Source organism: Paenibacillus sp. JJ1683, assembly GCF_053006485.1.
Genome location: NZ_CM129820.1, coordinates 2,021,123 through 2,039,238, shown reverse-complemented (window position 1 = coordinate 2,039,238; position 18,116 = coordinate 2,021,123). Strand labels below are relative to the sequence as shown.

20 protein-coding genes and 1 tRNA gene are annotated in these 18,116 nt (G+C 45.6%); 7 read left to right on the top strand and 14 right to left on the bottom strand.

Annotated elements, in window-relative coordinates; all coding sequences use genetic code 11:
* Positions 1–49: 49 nt before the first annotated feature.
* From ACUC6J_RS08965 to fabF, 4 genes are all read right to left on the bottom strand, one after another.
* Complete coding sequence (locus ACUC6J_RS08965; protein ID WP_025364588.1) at positions 50–790, bottom strand: zinc ribbon domain-containing protein; 741 nt, start codon at positions 788–790, stop codon at positions 50–52.
* 107 nt (positions 791–897) lie between these two features.
* Positions 898–1,851, bottom strand: coding sequence for a helix-turn-helix transcriptional regulator (locus ACUC6J_RS08960; protein ID WP_172494061.1), 954 nt, complete (start codon positions 1,849–1,851; stop codon positions 898–900).
* A gap of 20 nt (positions 1,852–1,871) precedes the next feature.
* Positions 1,872–2,378 carry a GNAT family N-acetyltransferase gene (locus ACUC6J_RS08955; protein WP_447250085.1) on the bottom strand — a complete coding sequence of 169 codons (507 nt, stop codon included), beginning with the start codon at positions 2,376–2,378 and terminating at the stop codon, positions 1,872–1,874.
* Between the two features lie 139 nt (positions 2,379–2,517).
* Positions 2,518–3,756: a beta-ketoacyl-ACP synthase II gene (gene fabF / locus ACUC6J_RS08950; protein ID WP_025364585.1), complete on the bottom strand. Its 1,239-nt coding sequence runs from the start codon at positions 3,754–3,756 to the stop codon at positions 2,518–2,520.
* A 159-nt stretch (positions 3,757–3,915) separates the two neighbouring features.
* Here fabF and ACUC6J_RS08945 point away from each other — a divergent pair, with 159 nt between their 5' ends.
* The 4 genes from ACUC6J_RS08945 to ACUC6J_RS08930 all read left to right on the top strand — a co-directional run bounded on the left by ACUC6J_RS08945 (position 3,916) and on the right by ACUC6J_RS08930 (position 9,056).
* Positions 3,916–4,755, top strand: a complete 840-nt coding sequence (locus tag ACUC6J_RS08945) for a helix-turn-helix transcriptional regulator (RefSeq protein WP_016819153.1) — start codon at positions 3,916–3,918, stop codon at positions 4,753–4,755.
* A 135-nt stretch (positions 4,756–4,890) separates the two neighbouring features.
* A complete protein-coding gene (locus ACUC6J_RS08940; protein WP_025364583.1) occupies positions 4,891–6,783 on the top strand; it encodes a DEAD/DEAH box helicase in 1,893 nt (630 codons plus the stop codon).
* Between the two features lie 2 nt (positions 6,784–6,785).
* Positions 6,786–7,736 carry a YqhG family protein gene (locus ACUC6J_RS08935; RefSeq protein ID WP_447250084.1) on the top strand — a complete coding sequence of 317 codons (951 nt, stop codon included), beginning with the start codon at positions 6,786–6,788 and terminating at the stop codon, positions 7,734–7,736.
* A 258-nt stretch (positions 7,737–7,994) separates the two neighbouring features.
* Positions 7,995–9,056 carry a hypothetical protein gene (locus ACUC6J_RS08930; RefSeq protein WP_447250083.1) on the top strand — a complete coding sequence of 354 codons (1,062 nt, stop codon included), beginning with the start codon at positions 7,995–7,997 and terminating at the stop codon, positions 9,054–9,056.
* A gap of 101 nt (positions 9,057–9,157) precedes the next feature.
* Here the strand turns inward: ACUC6J_RS08930 and ACUC6J_RS08925 are convergent, their stop codons facing one another.
* Positions 9,158–9,349 carry a YqzE family protein gene (locus tag ACUC6J_RS08925; RefSeq protein ID WP_025364580.1) on the bottom strand — a complete coding sequence of 64 codons (192 nt, stop codon included), beginning with the start codon at positions 9,347–9,349 and terminating at the stop codon, positions 9,158–9,160.
* Positions 9,350–9,635: 286 nt separating this feature from the next.
* Here ACUC6J_RS08925 and ACUC6J_RS08920 point away from each other — a divergent pair, with 286 nt between their 5' ends.
* Positions 9,636–10,391: an N-acetylmuramoyl-L-alanine amidase gene (locus tag ACUC6J_RS08920; protein WP_031463257.1), complete on the top strand. Its 756-nt coding sequence runs from the start codon at positions 9,636–9,638 to the stop codon at positions 10,389–10,391.
* On the opposite strand, the gene ACUC6J_RS08915 is transcribed toward ACUC6J_RS08920, so the two are convergent.
* From ACUC6J_RS08915 to ACUC6J_RS08905, 3 genes are all read right to left on the bottom strand, one after another.
* Entirely contained in the window at positions 10,366–11,301 is a 936-nt protein-coding gene (locus ACUC6J_RS08915) for a divergent polysaccharide deacetylase family protein (RefSeq protein ID WP_017425825.1), read from the bottom strand. The two genes, ACUC6J_RS08920 and ACUC6J_RS08915, sit on opposite strands and share 26 nt — an antisense overlap.
* Positions 11,302–11,429: 128 nt before the next feature.
* Positions 11,430–11,942 (bottom strand): peptide-methionine (S)-S-oxide reductase MsrA, encoded by a 513-nt coding sequence (msrA, locus tag ACUC6J_RS08910; RefSeq protein ID WP_016819146.1) that lies wholly within the window; start codon positions 11,940–11,942, stop codon positions 11,430–11,432.
* A gap of 204 nt (positions 11,943–12,146) precedes the next feature.
* Positions 12,147–12,231: transfer RNA gene (locus ACUC6J_RS08905), tRNA-Leu, on the bottom strand.
* A gap of 222 nt (positions 12,232–12,453) precedes the next feature.
* Between ACUC6J_RS08905 and ACUC6J_RS08900 the strand changes: the two genes are divergently transcribed.
* A complete protein-coding gene (locus ACUC6J_RS08900) occupies positions 12,454–12,990 on the top strand; it encodes a hypothetical protein (protein ID WP_019686921.1) in 537 nt (178 codons plus the stop codon).
* Positions 12,991–13,125: 135 nt separating this feature from the next.
* Here the strand turns inward: ACUC6J_RS08900 and ACUC6J_RS08895 are convergent, their stop codons facing one another.
* The 5 genes from ACUC6J_RS08895 to ACUC6J_RS08875 all read right to left on the bottom strand — a co-directional run bounded on the left by ACUC6J_RS08895 (position 13,126) and on the right by ACUC6J_RS08875 (position 15,643).
* Positions 13,126–13,455, bottom strand: coding sequence for a carboxymuconolactone decarboxylase family protein (locus tag ACUC6J_RS08895; protein WP_016819756.1), 330 nt, complete (start codon positions 13,453–13,455; stop codon positions 13,126–13,128).
* Between the two features lie 116 nt (positions 13,456–13,571).
* Positions 13,572–13,793 (bottom strand): hypothetical protein, encoded by a 222-nt coding sequence (locus ACUC6J_RS08890; protein WP_016819755.1) that lies wholly within the window; start codon positions 13,791–13,793, stop codon positions 13,572–13,574.
* Between the two features lie 140 nt (positions 13,794–13,933).
* On the bottom strand, positions 13,934–14,278 hold the full coding sequence (locus tag ACUC6J_RS08885; RefSeq protein WP_013370520.1) for a hypothetical protein: 345 nt from the start codon (positions 14,276–14,278) through the stop codon (positions 13,934–13,936).
* A gap of 101 nt (positions 14,279–14,379) precedes the next feature.
* The gene (locus ACUC6J_RS08880; RefSeq protein WP_016819754.1) at positions 14,380–14,952 is read right to left on the bottom strand and encodes a xanthine phosphoribosyltransferase; all 573 of its coding nucleotides are present in this window, start codon (positions 14,950–14,952) and stop codon (positions 14,380–14,382) included.
* A gap of 85 nt (positions 14,953–15,037) precedes the next feature.
* Positions 15,038–15,643, bottom strand: coding sequence for a DedA family protein (locus ACUC6J_RS08875; RefSeq protein WP_016819753.1), 606 nt, complete (start codon positions 15,641–15,643; stop codon positions 15,038–15,040).
* Between the two features lie 141 nt (positions 15,644–15,784).
* Here ACUC6J_RS08875 and ACUC6J_RS08870 point away from each other — a divergent pair, with 141 nt between their 5' ends.
* Positions 15,785–16,891 carry a YkvI family membrane protein gene (locus ACUC6J_RS08870; protein WP_016819752.1) on the top strand — a complete coding sequence of 369 codons (1,107 nt, stop codon included), beginning with the start codon at positions 15,785–15,787 and terminating at the stop codon, positions 16,889–16,891.
* On the opposite strand, the gene ACUC6J_RS08865 is transcribed toward ACUC6J_RS08870, so the two are convergent.
* Complete coding sequence (locus ACUC6J_RS08865) at positions 16,888–18,012, bottom strand: glycosyltransferase family 4 protein (RefSeq protein WP_031463252.1); 1,125 nt, start codon at positions 18,010–18,012, stop codon at positions 16,888–16,890. The two genes, ACUC6J_RS08870 and ACUC6J_RS08865, sit on opposite strands and share 4 nt — an antisense overlap.
* Positions 18,013–18,116: the final 104 nt, after the last annotated feature.

Sequence of the window (18,116 nt, the reverse complement as noted above, 5' to 3'; positions counted from 1 at the left end):
CTGGGCCTCAACAACGGCCTAGGCGGTTCTCTTCTATCACTGTAAACCATCACTTGATTGCAATATAAATCAAAACAGGTTCATCTGGATTGCCATACACTTCAAAATCACCTGTGTAGGTCCGCTCCCCTTGTCCCGTCGCGGCCCATGCCCAAATTGTCTGCCATACACGGAAGACAGAAGAAGGTTCATGGGTTGCCTGAAAAATAGCGTAGCGTGCAGCCGGAATTACAAGTTCTTCAAGATCGTCAGGAGCTTGGAAATCCTCAGCCGCTTCCTTTCCGATAAAAAATGTATACTCGCCCAAAGCTCCATTTTCATAGTCAGTATAGCAACCATAGACGGAAGCAAGTCCATGAGGACCTCTGATCCGGCCTGCCACATCCTCACCTACAAAACGTTCCCACATGTTTGGAATGATCCCGTGGGACGTTTGTTCCTTCTGATTATTTGTACGTGCTTTTAGTCCAATTAAATGGATTTCACCTCGGTACTCCTCCCGAATGGGGCCATCAAATTGAAGCTCTGCATCCTCTGAAGATCGCCACCTCTTCAAGTTTGGTAGATAATTACGCAGCATCGAAATCGCCTCTTCTGCCTGCATCCCCTCTTCTACCATGATCGGCACACACTGCTGGATCATTCCCTCCATCGTCAAGTCAGGCTGTACAAATGCACCTTCCTTGTAACAATACTTGCAATACTCATCTGTATTATGATGTTGTGCATCCGTCCCATATTGACCCTCATGCTCCAGTGGCATCCCGCAACTTTGACAAGCTTTATCCATTCTCGTAAATCCCCTTTCGCCAATTCGTATCTGGTATGCCACCAGTATAACGAAACAAACCTGACAACTATGGGTCAGGTTCGTTTTACTTTAGTCTAATAATTATTTTATAATTTCTGTTCTTCTTCATAATTAGACGCAATACGCAACGCCATCTTATAAATCTTGTCTCGCAAATGGGCTGGTTCTTTGACAATCACATCCGGTCCGAGGCTTAAAATAAACCCGTACACCCACGCATCCTCAGGAAACGGGACTGAAACCGTGTAAATCCCTTCCTCCTGCTCGTTCAATGCTTCCACACCAAACCAATCCTCCGCCAGATGTCTTGAGGTGCGGTTAAATTGTAGCGTAAATGGTTGTACAGCGCTGGATGCCGTCATCCGCCCCTCATTCCACGGCAGCACTTCATTAGAAAGATCCCTGCGAGTGAAAGCCGTCTCTGTAACCACAGGCTCATTCATACGGGAAAGCTTGAACAACCGAAATTGCCCCCTGTCGGGACAATACGCATACACAAACCATTGTTGCCCTTTCAGCACAAGCGTATGCGGTTCCACATCCCGTTCTGTTCGGGCTCCTTCCGCATTTCGATAGGTAAAAGCAACCGTACGGGCTTGACTCATTGCCTCTTTTATCTTGATTAATTTGGCTTCCTGGACAGACTGATTTCCCCATCCCGAATGATCGACGATAAACTGTGTGGTACGGACACTAAATTGCTCTTTTTCAGACTCTGGTATAATGCTTTCAAATTTATGAAGTAACCGGGATACGTTGGGACCGCCCAACGACGAGGACAAACTCTGCAAGCCCATCACAATGTCCTTGATATCATGATCCGTCAACATACTACGATCCAGGCGATATCCTTCCATCAGGCCGATTCCTCCACCTGCTCCCTGAAAAGTTACTACTGGGATACCAGCCAGACTAATCGCTTCAATATCTCTATAAATCGTCCGAATCGAAACCTCATACAAATCAGCGAGTTCTTTTGCTTGTATTCTATTTCTTTTCAGCAGCAAAATGACGATAGAAAGCAATCGATCAATTTTCATGTTTTCAAAACCTTTCACCCTTAATAAAAATAAACCATGAGTTCCTCATCATACCCCTGACCTTGATATTCCAAAGCGTTCTTTTCAATACCATAGGTTTTAAACCCCAATTTCCTATAAAGCTCGATAGCTGCTTGATTGGCAGCCACCACACTCAGATTGATTTGTTTCAATCCTTCCACTTTTCTACCTCGACTGATAACTTCCAATAAAAGTTTCTTAGCGATCCCCTGACCTCGGTAAATCGGTGGTACATAAACTCCCCAAATCGCACCTTTATGCTGTGTCTTTATTTTGTGTTCTCTTCTAAATCCGGTCATACCAGCGAGCTGATGATCCTTTGTAAATGCACCAAGTATGTAATGGTCTCTCTTATTTTGTATTTGCTTCACTACATCAGCTAACGAAACTTGTACAGCTTCCTCGTAGGAGGTTCCAAAAGCTTCGGGGTTCATTTTTAAGGCTTCCAGTCTTAAATTCCAATATACTTCAGCGTCTGCTGGCTCTATGTTCCTGATTATGATCATGACTTCCCGTCCCTCCAAATGTTTCCCTCCATCTTACTCTATCTCTTATTTAAATTGAATCTATCATGCCTAGATTAAAATAACCTCAGATGCTAGATCCAGTCGGATAGAGCACCTGAGGTTCAAAACTCATTACGTATTATGACTCATAGCGTTTCAGCACAATGACCGCATTATGACCTCCAAAGCCGAAAGAATTAGATAACCCAATATTTAGTGGAGCCTTGCGTGCTTCGTTAGGTACATAATCCAGATCGCAAGCAGGGTCGGGATTATCCAGATGCATCGTTGGCGGAATGATACCTTCCCGAAGACTTTGAACAAGCGCAATTGCTTCGACACCGCCTGCGGCTCCTAGCATATGACCTAGCATGGACTTATTCGCGGTAACCGGTATCTGATAGGCATATTCACCAAATAGCTTGTGGATCGCCAAGGTCTCAGCAATATCCCCTACAGCCGTACTCGTTGCATGGGCACTGATCACATCCACTTCTTCAGGGGAGATGCGAGCCGAATGAAGGGCAGCTTTCATTGCTAGGTAAGCTCCGGTTCCTTCAGGATGCGGTGCAACCATATGATAGGCATCCGAACTCGCTCCATAACCGATGACCTCACCATAGATTTCCGCCCCACGCCGGGTAGCGTGCTCCAGCGACTCCAGTACCAGGATACCCGCTCCTTCGCTCATGACGAAGCCGTCACGATCCTGATCGAACGGTCGGCTTGCTGTAGAAGGCTCCTCGTTACGTGTTGACAAGGCAGTTGCATTAGCGAAGCTTGCCAAGGCCAATCGGGACACTGCTGCTTCAGCTCCGCCGGCAAAAATGACATCTGCATCTCCTGTACGAATGGTCCGAAACGCCTCCCCAATTGCAGTGTTCCCAATAGAACAAGCCGTTACAGGTGAAAGCGTAGGACCCATCGCTCCGAACGCGATACTTATTTGTGCAGCAGCCATATTCGAGATCATCATAGGTACCAGCGTTGGGCTAACTCTACCCGGACCACGATGTAACAGCACGTCCACATTATCTACCAACGAATCCAAACCGCCGACTCCTGACCCCACATAGACACCTACACGCTCCAGATCAGTGTGATCCAGTTCCAGACCAGAATCCTTGAGCGCTTGCTCTGCCGCATATAATGCAAACTGGGTAAATCGATCCATTCGTCTGGCATCCTTACGGCCCCACTGCTTTTCTGCATCAAAATCCTGTACCAGTCCAGCAATTTGTGCTTTTAAATCGGACACATCAAATGAATCTATTTTACGTATACCTGAATTGCCTTCCAGCAAATTGTTCCACAGCGTGCCTACTTCATTGCCCAATGGCGAAACGACACCCATACCTGTTATCACTACTCTTTGCATAAGCTATTCATTCCTCCTGCTCGATGGCTTACTTATAATCCTCATTTTACCCTCGTCTTATCCTATTACAAGTGTTTGTTTATCCTGGTATAATGAACACTACTATAGTAAGCGCCTAATTACTTCAGATACACTCATCGAATGGAGAGAAAATATCTAATGAAAACGGAAGCACGTCTGGAAGCACTATCTGTTTTTCTGAAAACAAAAAGGGCCCGCCTCCATCCGCATATGGTTGGTCTTCCCCCTGGATCACGTCGCAGAACACCAGGTTTACGCAGAGAAGAAGTCGCTCAACTAGCAGGTGTCAGTACAACCTGGTATACCTGGCTGGAGCAGGGGCGGGATATTAAGGTCTCTGCCTCCGTGCTGGATGCTATTGCTGCTGCCTTGCAGTTGAACACGGATGAGCGTAAATATTTGTACGATTTAGCGCTGGAAGCCGGGTCTCATAACCTTCCTGCTCCTGAAGAACAAGCGATCATTTCTCCATCTTTGCAAAAGATCGTACAAGAGTTGCACTACTGTCCTGCTATTATTTCAGATCGGCGCTGCCATATTGTCGGCTGGAATGAAGCTGCTGCTCATGTTTTTATGGATTTTGCCGAACTACCACATGAGCAGCGAAATATGATCGAACTGCTATTTACCAAAAAGGAGTTTAAAAGTCTGGCTGTGAATTGGGAACACTTTGTAAAGGGGTTTCTTGCTATATTCCGCGCTTATTACGGGCAATACGTGACAGACCCCTGGTATGCTCAGTTTATACAAAACATGAGTCAGGCCTACCCAGAGTTTAACGAGCTTTGGAATCAGAGTGAGGTAAGCTCCGCTCCAGAAGTGCTCATTGAATTTCGTCATGCTAAGGCTGGCAAAATGTTATTTGACCTGACTTCCCTTCAGGTACAAGGCAGTGTCGATCTCCGTTGCAGCATATACACCCCCAATGCGCAAACTTCTACGGAAAGTAAACTCCAAAAGTTAATGGAAGGCAGCTAAAGGATTTTATCCCTCCTGTTATGAAGATATCTTTTTCCGTCCATACTACATCTACGATCTGTGCAAAATAGATGTCATATATGTGACAGAGCCAAGAGCTTCAACGGTGCTACTACTAGGAGGGAGGGAATCATCATGAAAGCCAAACCGACAAGTTCCCAGCACGCACAAAGCCAAGCACCATTGCCTGTTCCGATACAATTTGACCGCAGCTGGCAGGACGAGCTGGACCAACGCCTGCACAAGGGAGGTCCTTGGGGAGATTGGGATCTGTATCAGCTGGCAATCGAGGCGGAAAAGGCCAAGCTGGTGCCGAGCTTTGATGAGCTTCAATGTCTTCAGCATTTGCAAGACCTCACTCCACTGCCCCATCAACTCGATACCGCTCGAAAGGTACTGTTTGAGATGTCTGGACGTGCCATTCTTGCCGATGAGGTCGGCCTAGGCAAAACGATTGAAGCCGGAATGATCCTTAAGGAATATCTGGTTCGCGGGCTGGCTTCCAAAGTGCTTATTCTTGTACCCGCTTCTCTGGTTCTGCAATGGGTGCGTGAGCTGAATAGCAAATTCGGCATTCCCGCAGTCGCCCAGAAAAAAGCGTATTCCTGGTCTTCCGAGGTCGTCGTGGCCTCTATGGATACGGCCAAACGGGAGCCACATAGTAACATCCTGCTAGATACCGATTATGACCTGCTCATTATTGACGAGGCTCATAAGCTGAAGAATAAAAAAACATCCAACTACCAGTTCATTATGAAGTTGCGTAAAAAATATTGTTTGCTCCTGACAGCCACACCTGTACAAAACGATCTATCTGAGCTGTTTAATCTGATCACGTTACTCAAGCCCGGTCAATTGGGAAGACAAGGCGATTTTTCAGCCAACTTTGTTGTAGATAAACGTCTGCCCAAAAATGAAGACCAGCTCAAGGATGAGCTGTCTAAAGTCATGATCCGCAATCGTCGTGGAGAAGGTCCGGTTCAATTCACTAAACGAAATGTTTCCAACATTCACTTGGAACTCTCGCCAGAAGAGCAAGCGCTGTACGATGGGGTGACCTCTTTTGTCAAAGAACAATATCAGGCGAATGGCGGAAATTTAAGTAGCATGCTGTCTCTCGTTACCCTTCAACGGGAGGTGTGCAGTAGCCGGGACGCTGTGTTCGTCACGCTGGTCAATTTGTCCAAAAAGATGGCTCCTGACTCTCCCCTACGCGATCGTGTTTGGGACTTGGTCGCACACATTAAAGCGATCAAGGCCAATTCCAAAGCAGAAAAAGCACTGGAGCTCATCCGGAAGATGAACGAAAAAGTGATTATTTTTACAGAATATCGGGCCACACAGGAGTATTTACTAAACTATTTCCGGGATCGCGGACTGTCTGCTGTTCCTTACCGAGGCGGTATGAACCGGGGCCGCAAAGATTGGATGATGGATCTGTTCCGTGGTCGCATTCAGGTCATGATTGCTACTGAGGCAGGCGGTGAAGGCATTAATCTGCAATTTTGTCACCACATGATTAACTTCGATTTGCCGTGGAATCCCATGCGCGTGGAACAGCGGATTGGACGGGTGCATCGACTTGGACAGAAGCATGACGTAAATATCTTCAACCTATCCACTACCGGAACGATTGAAGAGCATATCCTGCACCTTCTGCATGAAAAGATTAATATGTTTGAGATGGTCATTGGCGGATTGGACGTTATTCTGGAAAAGTTTGAGAAAAAAGAATCCATTGAAAAGAGTTTATATAAAATCATGCTTGAGTCCAGTAGTGATGATGAGATTCGTAGAAAAATGCAAAAGTTGGGCCACTCGCTGGATTCCATCAAACAAGAAATAGCACAAATACGCACAGACCCGTCAGTCTCTCCAAATGTAGTAACCGATAAGTCACCTGGAACAAAACAGCTTAAAGGACGGCTAACAGGAGTAAGCTCAAGTGTTACCGAGGATTTGTTAGGCTTAGCAGGTGATGCAGTTCCTCCAACCAAAGCTCGACGCAGTGTGAAAGGGGGGCGCTAGCCTTGACTATGAATGCACAGCAAGTCCAGCGTTTTGTCCACACTTATCTGGAATCTACTGGGTGCAGCATCATTGAGAGGTCTCCCCACCATGTAACTGTCAAGCTGTCTCCAGAGGCAGATAAAGCCTTGACAAATCGCCCCTACTATTGGGGATACGTAGAGCGTACTGGCGTTCCAGCGCAAACCATGTCCTTCACATTCATCTTTGATGGGGAAGCCTATCGGACAGAACAGGAACGTTTAGCGGATCAGACGCCACCAGCTCCTGTAGCTGGCAACGCAGCACAAGATCAGGTCATGGGGCGTTACTTCGGTCATGTACCGACGTTACCGCAATTAGGGCCTGGTCGCATTATGCAGGAGGAGCTCCGATACGGAAGCCGTCGGCTGCATCAAATTTTTGAAGCTGCTCGGGATGGAGGAAAATATGTTTATTTGTTCGAGCAGCCGGATGCCCGTCAGTTGTCTGCCCGTTCTCCTGTAGTCTATGAAGCTTGGCTCAGCGTCTGCTACAAGATTGAGTTTGCCTGCGATTTGAAGCGCGAGGAACTTCATTGGCTAGGTATTTCACTCAAAAGTGGCACTATTGTAGCTAATTTTGGCGCTATGCTCGAAACCCGGCAGCTCAGCCCGCTGCTGGCAGGCAATATGCATGTACAGCCAGCGCAGCTATCTGTCCCTGAGGCTTCCACCTCGCTTGAAAGCTATCTCACCGAACAGCTCCGACAGCAAGATTATGATTGGGCTGAGCAGGCGAAGGAACGACTGCGCGAGGAGCTAGAGGTTATTGACCACTACTACGAAGATCTAATCAAGGAACAGAAAGAGGAAGAGGATAAAAAAGAATCCGTATTAGAGCAGCATCAAGCCCGTCGTAAAGAAATGGTTTGGCAATATGAGCCAAAGGTACTCGTATCCGCCATTAACTGCGGCATATTTCATCTGCGGTAACTGATATCTCACGCTCCTTCGCAGGTTAGTTGCAGACATGTCGTCAAGTTGTAACATCTTGCTTCAGCCTACATCAGTTTCTGCTGCTGCAAACACAAGCATAGTCTAACCTGTCTCCTATGTATCGACAGCAAAAAGCGAACCTGGATACGACATTTGCGCCGACAGAGTGCAGCAGTCTTTTCATCGGACAAGCTGTATGCTAGTTAAAAAAGAATGCCTCCGTCGGCAAGCCATCCGACAGAAAGGTGGATTCCATTGAAAAAAAATCATTCCGGGCATTATAGCGTAGGTATGATCGCAGCTGTGCTGATCGGCCTGTCCGCAGTCTGTCCGTTCGCTTCCATTCATGCGGCTCCCTCAGCCGTTCAAGAAAGCAATGTAAGCTCAGCACCCAACTACAACGAAAGCTCCCATGTTCCTCCAATGGAATCCAGGAGCCCTTCTACTTCTTCCACATCCCCGGGTGACGTTTCATCAAAGCCTCCTACTCAGCAGCAAGGGGTGCCTGAGGACGTGAAACGGGCAGCGAGCGATACCGTACAATCTCTATCGTCGCAAGCCCCTTTTGCTTCGTGGAAAGACGCCGAGCTCAGCTACCATCCGCTCGGACCTGGAACCCATAGCTGGCTTGTTCAAGTGAACCATGCAGGAGAATACATTGGCTACCTGATTATCGGATCAGACTCAAACGGCTCTTATCAACTCAACGAATACGGGAATGGGCCAGGCGGACCTTATAGTATGGATATACTTCGCCAATCCCTGAAGTCGCTCACAGAAACCGAATTTTCTTCTATCGACAAGCTACAAATTACACCTATGTATGAGGAACCTCTATTAGCCTACTGGCAGGTACGTTCCTCTACGGGTAGCCAAATATGTATTGATGCGGTTACTGGCGATCCGCTACCTGCAGAAGTAACAGATGGGAGCTGGAAACATAAGCTTCAGAACAACGCGATTTCTTCATCTATACCCTTTTTGAAAACTCAGGCCCAAGCAGTTACTGTCTCGTCTGATCCTTTCGATCCCTATGAGGATCTGGGCTGGCTCCAACCTAAGCAAAAACTTTCCATTCATGACACAGACCAATTTATGGACGCGCTAAGTAATTCACCACGTATGATTTTTTCAGCCACAAGCATCAATTTTGCCTTTGGGGGACCCTTATCCATTAGCGGGTTTCAAGCTTGGGTATCTACAGATCATCCGTCCGAACCCATTTTATATGCATTAACCTACCACGATGGTCTTTCCCGATTTGTGCCCCTAAAACAACTGTTGCCTCATGGTCAATTTTACCGTTTGGTATCTTAGTAATTTTAGGACCATTAAAAATAATTCGAAATTATCCCTAAACAACATAAAAAGAGACCTCAAATGGCATACCCATGCCTCTTGTGGTCTCTTTGGCGTGTTTAACGTTGCTCTCTTCGCCCTCTGCGTGTGGATTTTATCCACATTTTTAGAGCGAGAGGCAACATTCCAAACCATTTGCTTACCCACGGCTCCTTGGCTTGTTTTTGGCTGCGTCGAACATCGCGCGGCGTTTCCATATAACGCACAATCCGCTCTGTAATATACGTCACCAGTTCGTCACTCTTCGCCATCCTCCATGACCTCCTTCATCTGACCTAACATTTCCGATCACCGTATCTTGGAAATACCAAATTACACGTTAGGTTCAGATACCACTAGCTTGCACAGTTTTCAGCAGCTCTAACCCTTGCGGGATAACTATGCATGGTTTCCCTTAAATGGAACATACTATCTTCAATATAACAGTTTCCTCAAGGCTTATTGTTATATTTGAAGACAGCTACGCTACTTTAGGTTTGACGTCTGTTATGCATGGTTTTCAGTAAACAATCAATTCGTCCATTGGAGGAATAGAACGTGTTGAATAAAAAGTTAAAGAAGATGTGCCTGGCCGGGCTGGGGTTAAGTTTTTGCCTCCTTTGTAGTGCTGTATTTACCCCGTTTGCTTATGCAACTACTCAGCCTGAAGAGAAAAGCACCGAAATAAACAAGCATACAGAACCCCCGTTTAACCGGTCCTATCACGCTTTTGCCAAACCCGTGGTCCTGATAGATGTAGGTCATGGTGGTGTGGATGGTGGAGCAAGTCACAAAGGACTTCTGGAAAAAGATATCAATCTTGCTATTGCTCAAAAACTATACTTGATCTTACGTTCCCAGGGTTACCCTGCTGTCCTGAATCGGGACAAGGACTACGCACTGAGTGATGATAACCGTTGGTTGCAGTCCAAATCGCGGCATCTTAAAGATCTCGCCCAACGTAAAAGCCTGACAGAGCAACTGCCTACTTCTTTGGTTGTCAGTCTGCATGTCAATTGGACCAAACGTGCCGAAAAACGCGGACCCATTGTGCTGTATCAGGATGAAGGCAGCAGCTATCTGTTAGCTGAACGGATTCAGCATTCATTAAACCGCTTATTTTGCATGAATAGACAAACCATATATGGAAAACCCTTTTATCTTCTGAATAAAATCCAACATCCCGCTGTAATAGTGGAAACCGGATTTATCAGCAACGAGCAGGACAGAGCCATGCTTTCCGGGGATCACGGTCAAAAAAGGATTGCTGAAGCTATTGCCGAAGGCATTATTGCGCATCTGACGGCATGGTAGTATTCGTGGCTGGGTCTCCTGTCCATCCCCATACATCACGCACCAGATCGCTAATACCGACAAATTGTGCATGCTCCTTTAATTTAGGGACCGATGAATGAAGCCCTGAGGAGGTATACATGCCGGACACGCCGACATGTCCAATCGTTACACAGGTGTCGTGCTCTGCCAACCATTCGACCACTTTACTAAGTTGCCGATTCACATGAGCGAGTGTATGAACATCATCCAAAAAAACATCATTTCGCACCGGTGGCATTCCCTTTTTAGCGGCAAGTTCAGGCACCACTGACCAATAATTAGTACGGCTATCAACAAAAAATAGTCCATATTCCTTACAAACATCAAGAACGACGGACATAATGCGCTTGTCTGAGGTGACCTTGGAGCCCATATGGTTGTTCATTCCTATGGCATAAGGAACATCCTTAATTGCTGCTGTCACCTTGGCGCGTACTTCTTCATCCGTCATATTAGCCTTGATTGCTCCAGGTCCAAGCCATTCAGGCTTGCCCTGCTTGGGCTCCATTGGAAGATGGACGATAACATCATGACCACGCTTATGCGCTTCCATAGCGTCCTGTTTGGTTGTTGGCAGGAAGGGCATGACAGCAACGGTGATTTTGACGGGTAAATTTAGAATCTCCTCGGTACCTTTCATATTGTTCCCTAAATCATCAATAATGACAGCAACCCTTTTTTGCTGCTGGTTCTGCTGGTCTATTGCTTCGGCAACAGCAGTTTTACAGATCATAAATAACATACAGACTGAAATACAAAGCACTACAATTATTTGCATTCTAGATCTTGCATGGTGTGCAAGCGCATAAGACGAATCCTTCCGGCTGCGTGATGCTTTTAAAGCCTTTTTTATGATATTTCTCATGTGCAGCTTCCGTCGTGTACTCATTTGCGGGTCAGCCTCCTTCTCTGTCCCTTCATTGTGTGAGTAAAACCGTTTAAATATGTACAAGGCAGATCTGAGATATAATCTCTGATCTGCCTTGAAGTGCGCATAATAACGTATATTAAAGCCGATTACCAGTTTTTGTCGATAAATTCATCACGACCGGATTGGGCTCGATCTTCCTTATAATGTTTCACATTCTTCTTGTGATAATCCTGATGATAATCCTCTGCCGGATAAAAAATCGAAGCCGGAAGAATCTCCGTTACAATTGGCTTATCAAAGCGTCCGCTTTGTACCAACTGTTCCTTGGATTGCTGTGCAAGCTCACGTTGCTGCTCCGTATGATAAAAAATGGCAGGTTTATATTGTGTGCCTCGGTCCTGAAATTGACCTTCTCCGTCGGTAGGATCTGTTTGCGGCCAATACAATTCAAGTAGCTTTTCATAAGGAAACAGCTCAGGATCAAACGTAATCTGCACCACCTCATAGTGCCCTGTTGTTCCTGTTTTAACCTGTTCGTAGGTCGGATCGGAAATCGCCCCTCCAGTATAGCCTGAGACAATACTATGAATCCCCGGCTGCTCCTCAAACGGAGTCACCATACACCAGAAGCACCCACCTGCAAAAGTTGCTTTCTCCATCCAACCTTTCAATAGCTTCATCATAAAACGTGTTACTTTCTATCATATCTTAAAAATTGAACTTATAAAAGAATTGCTCAAGGACTTGAATAAAATTCAAGTCCTTACATTGTCCTTCCTGGGAAATCTGCAATAACTCCGAAACATAAGAAAAGGCTTATAAAACTGCTACGAGAGCAATTCTATAAACCTTTTCTAAATGGATGCGGTCGAGAGGACTCGAACCTCCACGGGGGGTTAGCCCACACGGACCTGAACCGTGCGCGTCTGCCAATTCCGCCACGACCGCATATATATTTGTCGTCTATTTCAAAAGAATCAATCTTTCTTAGCGACAAGATAGATCATACCATGCTCAAATAAAGTTGTCAAACCTTTTATTTTTCTTTATTTATTCTTGATAAAAAAGGAATAATACGATAATATAAGAACATAAGTTCCTATGAACTTATGTTCTTTCACTTCGATGACTATGAATTATCATCACATTTCCCTAAGGCGGTGAATGGTAATGATCTCTTCAGATACTACTCAGCATCCATGCTCTCTTGTGAAAAGTTATCTGCTCCTTACCTTTATTCAAAAAGTATTTGAGCGTGACAGTCTAATTCTTGAGGAAAGCGGCGTGCTGAAAACCCCTGATCTTTATGTCGAAATGGTTAACGCAGGAATAGATCGTACCGGAATCCTGCTATCTGAAATCAAACATGAATTTAAGAAGTATCACATTCGTGTTCTAGACATCCAACAAAACCACTCCGGCGTTCACGCCACCTATATATATAAAGGCGTCAAAGAACAGTTCCGTATGCCTATGTCCGCATTCCGCAAAGAAATGTATGAACGAATGCGAGCTTATTTGGGGCTCCCTACCTCTTTGCCTCATACGGCAGCTCTACCTTTACCAGAGAAATATCGCCCCGAATTACCCAATAACTCAACCCCCAAACCCCTACGCGTTGTTGGGCGAAGTTGGGTTGCATCCTCTTCTGCCTACAAGCATAAATCCCCTCGCCCTGCTGCTTTTGCTGCAAGTAAAAGAGCATAATCCCCGCACTACACGCAAAAAGAAGCTTCCGCAGGCACTAACTGTGCTCGGAAGCTTCTTTTCATAACCATCATTTGTTGAGATCAATCTATGTCCGCTATTACGATTATAAGTTATCTGTATGAATGATTCGCTTTAATGTAACGCCTTCTGTACACGGGTAACCCCTTGACTTAGAGCATGTCCTCCACCAACTGCAGCAGCTACAGCAACGGTCTCCATAATCTCCTGATCACTGGCTCCTTTGGAGCGCGCCTCATTCACATGATAAAACGTACACACCTCATTGTTGGCAAATAAGCCAATACCTAGCGCAATCAGTTGCTTGGTTTTTTCATCTAAACTGCCGGCTTGAAAGCATTCTCCGGTAAAGCGATGATAGGCATGAACTACCTCGGGCAACTTATCTTCCAAATGGCTGATTTGATCCTTGTATGCATGTACTTTTTCGTCCATAACCGTCATTGACACAGCACGCCCTCTCTGTTGAGTTTTCCTTCATTACTGTGTCCGATTTAGAGTTTCTGTATGCCTAATGAAACACCCGTTTTTTAGCCAATCCCCCATTGGGAACTCGTTTCTTAATCCAGATCTATCGGATTGTGTCGCGGCTCGCTGAACGGCTGATATGTATAGCTGCGATCCAACTTGACCACACGTCGATTCTGGCGGCGAATAAGCACCTGTTCATCATCCCATGCCAGTACAATGCCAACCACATCGTTGGACTCCAATCCATCGCGTACGACGCGTACCTTTTCACCAGAAAGTCGATAAGCATCCAATTCTTCGTCCATTATCATTCATGTCCCCTCCTTGTCCATTTTTTTCAACACAACGGCCATAATTTTATATGCATGAAAAAGTTTAAAAAGAGACCTAAACGAATCATTTAGGTCTCTTTCCGCTTACTACTTATATGGATTGCCAACAGAGCAACAAATTATCCCGACTGATTTACACTGTGATCATGTTCTTTTGTATCGTTCTTCTCGTACCAGAAGTCCAGCACTTGTGCAGACAACACTCGCTGTTCTACATACTCCACTTGGTGAGCAGTAAATTCTTCTTTCCAAGAGAAAGACAATTCTTCGCATAGGTTAACCAATGTCAGCAACTCAGACCAGGCCACATAGCGTTTATACCAAAAAAACTGAGGATGTTCAATCATATAGGGATACAAATCGTCGAATTCCGTATGCTTACAATCCAAGGCGCGTTCAAAATGCACTTTAGCCGCTGCCAGTTTTTCCAGAAAAAACTGTTCGGTCAATTGTTCATTCCCCATGTTGCTGCCTCCTCTCCCAAACCTTATATATATTATAAGCGAAATTGATGCTCATGCAAAGGTTATTATTAGAAATAAGGATCCGAAGCTTCGAATTGTTACTATTCAGCAAACTCTATCTTACCGTCAGCCAATGACGAAATTTTAACCAATGATTCTACACGAATGCCCTGCTCACGAATGGTTCTCGCTCCGGCCTGAAACATTTTTTCAACCGCAACTCCGAATCCAACCAACTCCGCTCCGGAGCGTTGAATAATTTTAACCATGCCTCGTGCCGCATCGCCATTAGCGATAATATCATCAATGAACAAGACACGATCATGCTCATGAATAAATTGACGAGACAACATAATATCTGTGACAATCCCTTTTGTAAACGAAGGTACACGCTCACACAGCGCATCTGGATCAGCTAATAAAGTCTTTTTACGACGAGCAAATACCAACGGTACACCCAACTCCAACGCTGTCGCAAACCCGATGGCAATGCCTGAGGATTCCACGGTCACTACTCTGGTGATCTTCTCTTCCCGGAAACGGGCTGCGAACTCTCGTCCCATTTCCATTGTCAGCTCTGGATCAACCTGGTGATTAAGCAATCCATCCAGCTTTAGTACCTGATCTGACGCAATCACACCTTCATTTAAAATTCGTTTCTTTAGTACTTCCATTCCATGACCTCCCACGGCATTCCTATGCGGTAAAAGTACCATACTTCACCCGTCGCTTTCAAGCTATAGCCTGTTTTCCATGCATTCATGTGATATTTTTTTTACGTTTGTTCCAGAACCATGCGGTGATTCCTCCCAAAACGATTAAAAGAATAACGATAAGGCCCACCCGATGAGTCACCTTCTCCATCAGCTTAGCCACCTGTTCCCAGTGCATGCCCACCGCATGCCCGATCCCCAAAAATGTACCACACCACAGCAACGCTCCTGCTGACGCATAGCCGATATAGCGAAAAACACCTAGACGGGTTGTACCTGCCAGATAGGATGACACATGTCTCAAGCCGGGGACAAAATATCCGAACAAAATTCCCCAGGTACCATAGCGCCCGAACCAATTTTCGGAAGAAGCAATCCTGGAGGGCGTAAGCCTCACCCATTTACCGTATCGGTGCAATAGTGGTTTGCCCAGCAGACGACCTAATGTGTAGCTAAGCATCATGCCTGTCATACTACCGAAAAATGTGACTGCCAGCGCAGCAATAAAGTTGTAGTGTCCTTGAGACACGAGCCCGCCAAAGGCGATCATTAGCACTTCGTCGGGTATCGGCATACCAGCTACTCCAAGGGCAAGCAAGCCGAACATTGCCAAATATCCGTATTCCAGTATCCATGCAAGGATTTGACCCATAAATTACGCTCCCGTCAAGCTATTCATTAAATGCAGTATAATTATTTTCAGTCTCATCCAGTCATGTCCTATTTCAGTTGAACATAGTTTGTATTATATGCTCACTGCAGCGTTATTCAAGCAGGCAAGGGGGGACTGGGAATGAAACGTAATATTCATGTTTTTCAGATTGCTTTTACATACATTGGTACAATCGTCGGTGCCGGCTTCGCTACCGGACAAGAAATATTGCAATTCTTTACGCAATATGGACGTTGGGCTACAATCACGATTATGCTGTCCACACTCATATTTGTATGGTTGGGTACGAAAATGATGCTGATCGCTCATGATATTTCAGCCCGCTCCTACGAGGATCTGAACAAGCACCTTTTTGGTGCCAATGCCGGAAAATGGATCAGCATATTCACACTTATTGTGCTGATTGGCGTGAACAGCGTCATGCTGGCAGGAGCCGGCTCTGTTTTTGTGGAGCACCTTCACCTGCACTACCAGACTGGACTGCTCATTACACTAATCGGAACTTACTTGCTGCTGAATAAAGGTATTAAAGCGATTTTGCATATGAACACCATTGTTGTCCCGCTGATGATCACTATATCTCTTTTGCTCGTTCACAGTACCCTTTCCATGCCCAATCCGCAAAGCTTTATTACGAATACGACAGACCACAGTGTGCTACGCACATGGATATCTCCGCTCCTGTACACGTCCTTCAATCTGGCTATGGCTCAGGCCGTGCTTGTCCCTCTAGGCAGCCAAACTTTCTCCCGTAAAACGATCCGCTGGGGCGGTGTTTTGGGCGGAATTGGTGTTGGCTTTATGCTGATGGCTGCACATTTTGTCATGTCAGCGCAAATGCCAGGCATTCAGCAATTTGAAATCCCTATGGGAAGCATTGCTTACCGTCTAGGCGCCCTTGTTGAAATCATATACATTCTACTCATTTTCATGGAGATCTTCAGTACCTTTGTGGCCGACATTTATGGAGTCAGTCTACAAATTCGTCAGCATGTCCAAATTTCGCCCAAGCTCATTACATTATTCATTATGCTCACCTGTTTTTTAATCAGTCAGTTCGGCTTCAGCTCACTGTTATCTGTGCTTTATCCTATTTTTGGAATGCTCAGTCTGATGTGGGTCAGTAAACTGATCTTAGCAGGACGCGGAAGACCTTTCCGCTCCTCACGTCCTCGCTCCAGCTTTCGGCATTCTGATTCCAAACCAGGTGATACCCGTCATGGTTAGTGCGGAAATTTCAAATACATTTTCTTCAGTTCGTTAACAGCACGACTTAATGAATAGCTTGATTTAGCCTTGTCGCAGGCAGATCTAGCCAGTTCATAACGATAGGCAGGGTCAGCGATGACCTTTTCTAATGCGTCTGCCAGTGCCTTCGGATTATCGGGTGGCACGAGCAGACCATTTACCCCATTTTCAATCTGCTCCGGTATTCCCCCTACTTCTGTACCTACCAATGCCAGACAGCTCAATGCCGCTTCTGCAAATACGGAGCCAAAGGCCTCCGCCCGCGAAGGCAATACAAATACATCAAAGAAAGGCATAAACTCTTCCGGGTGAAGAGTATATCCATAAAAAATCGTCTCATGGTATATATCTAGCTGTCGCGCCATCTCTTCCATCTCAGGCCGAATCGGACCATCACCAATGATATGAAGTACAAATTCCTGATTTCTTTTTTTCAGCTCAGCGCAAGCCTGTAATAGAATATCAAGTCCTTTGGCGGGAACAAGTCGGCAAACGGTTATAAGCTGTGTCACTTCATTTTCGTGAGGAATGGGCTTAAATCGCTTCTCATCATATCCATTTGGAATAACCACAACATCTTGCGGATGCTGTACATAAGGTGTTAAGTAATGCTGAAAGGATTGCGATACTGCTATCAGGCGATCCGCCTTCTGCTCCATTTCTCGGTACAGTGACACTAAGAATTGGTGTTCAGGCCCGTTCTCCTCTATTTTCCCGTTCAGAATTAACTCCTTCTCATAGGAAGAGTGAATCGTCTGTACGAGCGGGGTATCAGGAAATACGTTTTTCATAGCTAGCCCGGCAATCGGATGATGAGCATGAATAAGGTCAAAGGGCTTCTGAATACGAAGCCGAGTCCACCACAAATAATCACGGTACGTCTGAATATATTTTTGAACGATAGGATATTGCTCATATCTCGTCCAGTCGAAGGTATCAAAGATTACTTCGTCCCTACCCTTGTTACGAATCCGTTTAGGGATTGAAAATAACTCCATTTCCCAACGGGGGGACGTAAATCGCTCTTGCAAATATGGAATCATGGATGAAACGCCTCCCGGTTGCTCGGGTGGGAAAAAGAGAGCCTGTAGCAATTTCATGAGTGCTTCCCCTTTCAAGCATTAAACTGCCCGGAACACAGGATATATGTATAGGTTTCCGGATTTTCTGAAAGATGATATATTGAGAATAAATGTTAGGCACA